This window comes from Nonomuraea sp. NPDC048892 (assembly GCF_040649735.1).
Taxonomy (GTDB): domain Bacteria; phylum Actinomycetota; class Actinomycetes; order Streptosporangiales; family Streptosporangiaceae; genus Nonomuraea; species Nonomuraea maheshkhaliensis.
This window is the reverse complement of the sequence record NZ_JBEZFZ010000033.1, coordinates 84,616-91,465: the sequence shown is the minus strand read 5'-3', so window position 1 is coordinate 91,465 and position 6,850 is coordinate 84,616. Positions and strand designations below refer to the sequence as shown.

The following is a 6,850-nucleotide window of genomic DNA, read 5'->3' as shown; positions in this document are numbered from 1 at the left end:
GCGGCCGGGGCCAGCGACAGGGGCGGCGCGGCCAGCCGGGACCCGGCCGCGGTGGTCAACGCCACGAACGCCGCCCGGCCCCCCCCCCCCCCCCCCCCCCCCCCCACCCCCCCCCCCCCCCCCCCCCCCCCCCCGGCCCCCCCCCCCCCCCCCACCCCGCCCGCCTCGGCCACGTGCCCGAGGTCCTGCAGCAGCCCGTCGCTCACGTCCAGCATCGCGCTCGCGCCCAGCTCGGCCGCCATGGGCCCCATCGCGTACGGAGGAAGCGGCCGCCGATGCCCCGCCACGACCTCCGCGAGCAGCGGCGTCTCCGCCGGCACGCCCGCCTCCAGCAGCGCCCAGCCCGCGGCGGCGTAGCCGAGCCGGCCCGCCACCGCCACCACGTGCCCCGGCCTCGCCCCTGAACGCAGCACGGGGGCCCGCCCGGCCAGGTCGCCCAGCGCGGTCACCCCGATGACGACCAGGTCGCACCGGGTCACGTCACCGCCGGCCACGCTCGCCCCGACCGTCGCGCACTCGTCGCCGAACCCGTCGGTCAGCTCGTCCAGCCAGCTCAGCGGCAGGTCGGCGGGCACGCCCAGGCCGACCACGATGGCCGTCGGCGTGGCGCCCATGGCGGCCACGTCGGCCAGGTTCTGGGCGGCGGCCTTGCGGCCCACGTCGTAACCGCTGGACCAGTCGCGGCGGAAGTGCCTGCCCTCCAGCAGCAGGTCCGTGGAGACCACGACCCGCCCGTCGGGCGCGCCGACGAGAGCGGCGTCGTCACCCGGCCCGAGCATTACCGCCGCGCTTTGGGGCAGACGTCCGGTAATACGATTTACCACACCGAATTCGCCGAGATCTCCGACTGTGATGACGCACCTCCTGACGCACACAGGGTACGGTGGCCCTTCGGCGTGATCGAATCGCCCGGGAGGACGTGATGGTGCAGGCCTACATCCTTATCCAGACCGAGGTCGGCAAAGCCGCCGCCGTGGCCCGCGAGATCTCCGGCATTCCGGGGGTCACCCAAGCGGAGGACGTCACGGGGCCTTATGACGTGATCGTGCGCGCGGAGGCCAACAACGTCGACGAACTGGGCAAGCTCGTCGTCGCCCAGATTCAGGCGGTGGAGGGCATCACGCGTACTCTTACGTGCCCGATCGTCCATATCTGAAGGTAGTCCTCGCATGCGTGCCGCCGCCGTCCTGTTCGTTCTCCTGGCCCTCGCCGGTTGCGGCGGCACCGTACGGGTCGAGCCGCCCGCCCCGCAGGGCGAGGCGGCGGCGGCCTGCGCCAAGCTGGCCCCCCTGCTGCCCGCGACACTCGACGGCGAGCAGCGTGGATCCTCCACGCCCGAGTCTCCGTACGTGGCCGTCTGGGGTGCCGGCGTCATCGCGCTGCGCTGCGGCGTGCCCAGGCCCGCCAGGATGGCGCCCACCGACCGGCTCCAGGAGGTCGGCGGCGTGGGCTGGTTCGCCGATCCCGACAAGCCCGCGCTGTTCACGGCGGTGACCGACCTCGCCTACGTGGAGGTCACGGTCGGCGGCGAGCACGTCGCCGCCGAGGTGCTCGCCGACCTGTCGAAGCCGATCGCCCAGATCGCGTCAGAAGCCTGACGAGCGCGCGGGCCCCGACCCGATCGGCTCGCCTCGAACCGAGACCGGCCCACCGCACGCCGAGACCACCTCTCCGCAAGCCGAGACCGGCTCATCTCAGGCCGGGCGAGCGCGAGAGCGCCAACTGGATCAGCCGGTCGACCAGGGCCGGGTACGACAGCCCCGAGGCCGCCCAGAGCTGCGGCGCCACCGACAGCGACGTGAACCCGGGCATCGTGTTGATCTCGTTGAAGATCACCTGGCCCTCGGGCGTGTAGAAGAAGTCGACCCGCGCCAGCCCCTCGCAGTCGAGCGCCTCGAACGCGCGCACCGCCATCGCCCGCAGCTCCTCGGCCGTCTCCTGCGGGATGTCGGCGGGCACCGTGAGCGACATCTGGTCGGGGTAGTACTTCGCCTCGAAGTCGAAGAAGTCCTGGCCGCCCTCGACCCGCACCTCGCCGGGCATCGACGCGGTGGCCGGCTCGTCGCCCAGCGACTGCAGCACCGCGCACTCGATCTCGCGGCCGACGATCGCGGCCTCGATGATCACCTTGGGGTCGTGCCGCCTGGCCTCCTCCACGGCCGCCTCCAGCTCGGCCCGGTCGGAGGCCTTGGAGATGCCCTGGGACGAGCCCGCCCTGGCCGGCTTGACGAAGACCGGGTAACCCAGCTCCTCGGCCTCCTTGAGCACGCACTCACGCCCGAGCCGCCAGTCGCGGTCGCGTACGACGACGTAACGGCCGGTCGGCAGGCCCGCCGCGGCCATCACGGTCTTCATGTGGGCCTTGTCCATGCCCACCGCGCTGGCCAGCACGCCGGAGCCGACGTAACGGACGCCGGCCATCTCCAGCAGCCCCTGGATCGTGCCGTCCTCGGCGAACGGGCCGTGCATCACGGGGAACACCACGTCGACCGTGCCGAGCTCCACCGGGATGCTGCCGGGGTCGTAGGCCACCAGCGAGTTGTCGCCCGAGGGCAGCGCCAGCGCCGCGCCCGAGGTGTCGACGACCGGCAGCTCGCCCGACTCGATGGCGAACCGCTGGTCGGAGGCTGCCAGCACCCACCTGCCGTCCTGGGCGATCCCGATGGGGATCACTTCGTACTTGGTCCTGTCGATCGCATCCAGCACGCTGCCCGCTCCCATCAGGGAAACAGCGTGCTCGGAATTGCGGCCTCCGAAAACGACGGCGACGCGTGGCTTGCTCATGGTGTCCGAATCTACCGGGGGTGTCCCTGTCACAGCGAGTCGAGCACGCCGTAATCAGGTGTTTCTCACAAGCCGTACCGCTCGGGCTTGGGGGAACGGGACATCAGCAGCGTGCCCGCCTCGGCGGGCGACATGCCGTCGTGGACGACCCCGACGACGACCTCGGTGATCGGCATCTCGACGTCGTGCTTCCTGGCCAGTTCGAGCACCGACTCGCAGGACTTCACGCCCTCGGCGGTCTGCTTGGTCGAGGCGACGACCTCGGCCAGCGTCATGCCCCGGCCCAGGTTCTCCCCGAACGTACGGTTGCGCGACAGCGGGGACGTGCATGTGGCCACCAGGTCGCCCATGCCCGCGAGCCCCGCGAAGGTGTGGGCGTCGGCCCCGAGCGCCGCGCCCAGGCGGGAGATCTCGGCCAGCCCCCGGGTGATGAGCATGGCGCTGACGTTGTCGCCCATGCCCATGCCGGCGGAGACGCCCACGGCCAGCGCGATGACGTTCTTCACCGCGCCGCCGAGCTCGACCCCGACCACGTCGGGGTTGGTGTAGGGGCGGAACCACGGCGGCAGGTGGCAGATTGCCTGAAGCCGCGCGGCAACCTGCTCGTCGGTGCAGGCCACCACGGTGGCGGCGGGCTGGCGCTGGGCGATCTCCCTGGCCAGGTTGGGCCCCGAGACGACCGCGACGCGTTCCTGCGGCCATTCGGCGACCTCGTGGATCACCTCGCTCATGCGCTTGGTCGTGCCGAGCTCGATGCCCTTCATCAGGCTCACCAGCACCGCGCCGGACGGGATGTGGGCGCGCCAGGCGGCCAGGTTGGGCCGCAGGCTCTGAGCCGGCACGGTGAGCACCACGAAGTCGGCCCCCGCCAGCGCCCGCTCGGGGTCGGTCGTGGCCCGCAGCGCGGCGGGGAGCGGGATGCCGGGCAGGTAGTCGGGGTTGACGTGGTGGCGGTCGATGGCCTCGGTCACCTCGGCCCTGCGCCCCCACATCGTGACCTCGTTGCCGGCCTCCGTGAGGATCATCGCGAACGTGGTGCCCCACGAGCCCGTCCCGAAAACGGCCACCTTCGTCATGCCATCACCGTCCGGCGGGATCGTAGGGAGTCTCCGGCGCCTTCTCGCCGCGCAGCTCGGCGAGCTGCGTGGTGACCGCCGCCATGATGTCGGCCGTCGCCTCGCGCAGCACGTCGGCGTGCGGCGGTCGGCCGGCGTACTTCGACAGGTCCACCGGCGGCCCCACCGACACGCTGAACGTCTTGCGCGGGAACAGCCTGGGCCTCTTCTCCCCGTACGGCAGCAGCTCCTGCGCCCCCCAGTGGGCCACGGGGATGACCGCGGCGCCGCTCTCCAGCGCCAGCCGGGCGGCGCCCGTCTTGCCCACCATGGGCCACAGGTCGGGATCGCGGGTGCACGTGCCCTCCGGGTAGAACAGGATCGCGCACCCGTCGGCCAGCCGCTCGGCCGAGATGCGCAGCGACTCGGCCGCCTCGCTGCTGCCCCTGGCCACCGGGATGGCGAGCAGGCTGCGCACCGCCCACCCCAGGAAGAAGATCTTGAACAGGCCCGACTTGGCCAGGATCACCGGCCAGCGGCCGTTGTTGTAGAGGAAGTGCGACAGCAGGACGGGGTCGGCCCAGGACAGGTGATTGGTCGCGATGATCACGCCGCCGGTCTTCGGGATGCGCTCGCCTCCGCGCCAGTCACGCTTGACCAGGAGCGTGGACAGCGGTTTCACCACGACTACTGCGAAGGTCTCCCAGAAACGCGATGGTCGCGTGGGGCGGCTCATGGTCTCCTCCAACACCTGCGGGATGCGCCCCAAGTCTCCCGGTTGGCCGGGCGGGATGTCGAGGCGCGATGCTTAGCCTATGAGCATCCGCTGGTCCCTGGTCATTCCGGTGAAGACGCTGGTCGCGGCGAAGACCCGGCTGGCCGCCGCGACGGGCCCGCACAGGACGCGGCTGGCGGTGGCCGTGGCGAGCGACACCGTCTCCGCGGCGCTCGCCTGCCCGCTGGTCGCACGCGTGATCGTGGTCACGGCCGATCCGGCCGCCGCGGGGCCGCTGGACGCGCTCGGCGCCGACGTGGTGTCCGACCCCGACCGGGGGCTGAACACGGCGCTGCGCACGGGGGCCGCCCATGCCGTACGCCTGGCGCCGGGCGACGCCGTGGGGGCGTTGCAGGCCGACCTGCCCGCGCTGCGCCCTGCCGAGCTGGCGCTGGCGCTGGAGGCGGCGGCCGAGTTCGACCAGTCGTTCGTGCCCGACGCGCTCGACGTCGGGACGACGTTCTACGGGGTACGGCCGGGCCGGCCGTTCACGCCCAGGTTCGGCGGGGAGTCGCGGGCCAAACACCTGGCCGGCGGGGCCAAGGAGCTGTGCGTGCCGGGGATCGACTCGGTCAGGCGTGACGTGGACACCCCCGACGACCTGCGCGCGGCCGTGCGGCTGGGGCTGGGGCGGCACACGGCGGCGGTCGTGGCCGACCTGTGGCCGGACCCGGGCCTCATCCCGTCCTCGGACCCGGCCCCACCCGCCTGAGCGTGCTCGTCGGACGGACGGGAAGCGATTAATCTGAACGGATGCAAGGGACCGTACGCACCTTCGACGAGACCACCCGCTCCGGCACGGTCTTCCTCGACGACGGCACCGTCCTTCCGTTCGGCGCCCCCGCCTTCGACGCTGGCCCGCTGCGCCTGCTCCGCTCCGGCCAGCGGGTCAATCTCGCGATGTCCGGCGGCGAGATCGGCTACATCACGCTGTCGACTTTCCCGGTGCCGGACGCCTAGAAAAAGCGGACGCCCGGGCCGGCCGGCCCGGGCGTGCTGGTCCGCTCGCGTTTACTTCCTCTTGCCGATTTTCTTGCCGCCCGTGTTCACCAGCTCTTTGAAATCCGAGCCGGGACGGAACTTGGGCGCCCAGCTCTCGGCGACGTTGATTTCCGCGCCGGTCGACGGGTTACGCGCCGTGCGGGCGGGCTTGTTCACCATCTCGAACGCGCCGAAGCCCGTGATCGAGACCTTGTCGCCACTGGCCACAGCCTTCTGGATGGCGTCGATGACCGCGTTGACGGCCTCGGTGGCCGTCTTCCTGTCGCCCACCCGATCCGCGATGGCCTCGACGAGTTCTCGCTTGTTCATGAAAGTCCTGCTCCCCCAGTTACGGCTCGGGGTTCCAGCTCACGAGTTCGACGTAGAAACCCCTTACGGGCTCGAAAGTAGGCGGGATCGCGAGGGAACTCAATCACCCGGCGTGTTTTCTTCGTCTCGTGGCGTGTCGTACGCGTCGTCAAGGGAGGCCAGAAACGCTTCGAGGCGTACCGCGGCCCTTTCCGGATCTCGCTTCGCGACGTCGCATATCGCGAGATAACGGCGCGCGATCCGGTCCTTTTCCGCGGCGGGCAGCATGCGGACGCGGCGGTGCGCCTCGCGCAACCGCCGCGCCAGTTCGTCGTCTTCCAGGTCGTCTTCTAGACGGTCGTCGGCAGCCATGGCTGCCGACCATTCTCGTACGCCGCCACGTCCTCGGCGTGACGCAGGGTCAGCCCGATGTCGTCGAGCCCCTCCGTCAGCCGCCAGCGGGTGTAGTCGTCGATCTCGAACGCGACGACCTCGCCGGCCCAGCGCACCTGACGTTCGCCCAGGTCGACGGTCACTTCCAGCTTCGGGTCCGCCTCGACGGCCGCCTGCAGCGCCTCGACCCGCTCGGCCGGCAGGATGACCGGCAGCAGGCCCATCTTGGTGGAGTTGTTGCGGAAGATGTCGCCGAAGCGGGCGGCGATCACGACGCGGAACCCGTACTGCTGCAGCGCCCACACCGCGTGCTCGCGGGAGGAGCCGGTACCGAAGTCGGGGCCGGAGACCAGGATCGAGGCACCCTCGTAGGAGGGGTCGTTGAGGACGAACGTCGGGTCCTCGCGCCAGGCGGCGAACAGGCCCTTCTCGAAACCGGTGCGGCTGACCTGCTTGAGCCAGACGGCCGGGATGATCTGGTCGGTGTCGACGTTGCTGCGGCGCAGCGGCACCGCCGTACCGGTGTGGGTGGTGAAGGCTTCCATCTGTCTGT

At 71.4% G+C, this 6,850-nt stretch carries 11 protein-coding genes; 4 read left to right on the top strand and 7 right to left on the bottom strand.

All coding sequences use genetic code 11. From position 1 onward, the window contains the following. On the bottom strand, positions 1 to 824 hold an 824-nt coding region (locus AB0C28_RS49835; RefSeq protein ID WP_358083538.1), incomplete at its 3' end, for a thiamine-phosphate kinase. A gap of 98 nt (positions 825 to 922) precedes the next feature. Between AB0C28_RS49835 and AB0C28_RS49830 the strand changes: the two genes are divergently transcribed. Next, on the top strand, positions 923 to 1,156 hold the full coding sequence (locus AB0C28_RS49830) for an Lrp/AsnC ligand binding domain-containing protein (protein ID WP_106249262.1): 234 nt from the start codon (positions 923 to 925) through the stop codon (positions 1,154 to 1,156). Between the two features lie 13 nt (positions 1,157 to 1,169). Then, complete coding sequence (locus AB0C28_RS49825; RefSeq protein WP_357848431.1) at positions 1,170 to 1,598, top strand: DUF3515 family protein; 429 nt, start codon at positions 1,170 to 1,172, stop codon at positions 1,596 to 1,598. A gap of 91 nt (positions 1,599 to 1,689) precedes the next feature. Here AB0C28_RS49825 and AB0C28_RS49820 read toward each other — a convergent pair whose 3' ends face one another. The 3 genes from AB0C28_RS49820 to AB0C28_RS49810 form a co-directional block, all read right to left on the bottom strand. Continuing rightward, positions 1,690 to 2,784 (bottom strand): D-alanine--D-alanine ligase family protein, encoded by a 1,095-nt coding sequence (locus AB0C28_RS49820; RefSeq protein WP_346111348.1) that lies wholly within the window; start codon positions 2,782 to 2,784, stop codon positions 1,690 to 1,692. A 65-nt stretch (positions 2,785 to 2,849) separates the two neighbouring features. Then, positions 2,850 to 3,860: an NAD(P)H-dependent glycerol-3-phosphate dehydrogenase gene (locus tag AB0C28_RS49815; protein WP_358083535.1), complete on the bottom strand. Its 1,011-nt coding sequence runs from the start codon at positions 3,858 to 3,860 to the stop codon at positions 2,850 to 2,852. A gap of 4 nt (positions 3,861 to 3,864) precedes the next feature. Next, on the bottom strand, positions 3,865 to 4,575 hold the full coding sequence (locus tag AB0C28_RS49810) for a lysophospholipid acyltransferase family protein (protein WP_358083532.1): 711 nt from the start codon (positions 4,573 to 4,575) through the stop codon (positions 3,865 to 3,867). 79 nt (positions 4,576 to 4,654) lie between these two features. On the opposite strand from AB0C28_RS49810, the gene cofC reads away from it, so the two are divergent. Both cofC and AB0C28_RS49800 read left to right on the top strand, forming a co-directional pair. Next, positions 4,655 to 5,326, top strand: coding sequence for a 2-phospho-L-lactate guanylyltransferase (gene cofC, locus AB0C28_RS49805; protein WP_357848437.1), 672 nt, complete (start codon positions 4,655 to 4,657; stop codon positions 5,324 to 5,326). Between the two features lie 41 nt (positions 5,327 to 5,367). Then, positions 5,368 to 5,574: a hypothetical protein gene (locus AB0C28_RS49800; RefSeq protein ID WP_358083529.1), complete on the top strand. Its 207-nt coding sequence runs from the start codon at positions 5,368 to 5,370 to the stop codon at positions 5,572 to 5,574. Between the two features lie 51 nt (positions 5,575 to 5,625). Here the strand turns inward: AB0C28_RS49800 and AB0C28_RS49795 are convergent, their stop codons facing one another. The 3 genes from AB0C28_RS49795 to leuD form a co-directional block, all read right to left on the bottom strand. Beyond that, a complete protein-coding gene (locus AB0C28_RS49795) occupies positions 5,626 to 5,925 on the bottom strand; it encodes an HU family DNA-binding protein (protein ID WP_346111352.1) in 300 nt (99 codons plus the stop codon). A 99-nt stretch (positions 5,926 to 6,024) separates the two neighbouring features. Beyond that, positions 6,025 to 6,276, bottom strand: coding sequence for a hypothetical protein (locus tag AB0C28_RS49790; protein ID WP_357848441.1), 252 nt, complete (start codon positions 6,274 to 6,276; stop codon positions 6,025 to 6,027). Continuing rightward, positions 6,255 to 6,842: a 3-isopropylmalate dehydratase small subunit gene (gene leuD, locus AB0C28_RS49785; protein ID WP_357848443.1), complete on the bottom strand. Its 588-nt coding sequence runs from the start codon at positions 6,840 to 6,842 to the stop codon at positions 6,255 to 6,257. The genes AB0C28_RS49790 and leuD overlap by 22 nt, the downstream gene beginning before the upstream one ends. Between the last annotated feature and the right edge of the window lie 8 nt (positions 6,843 to 6,850).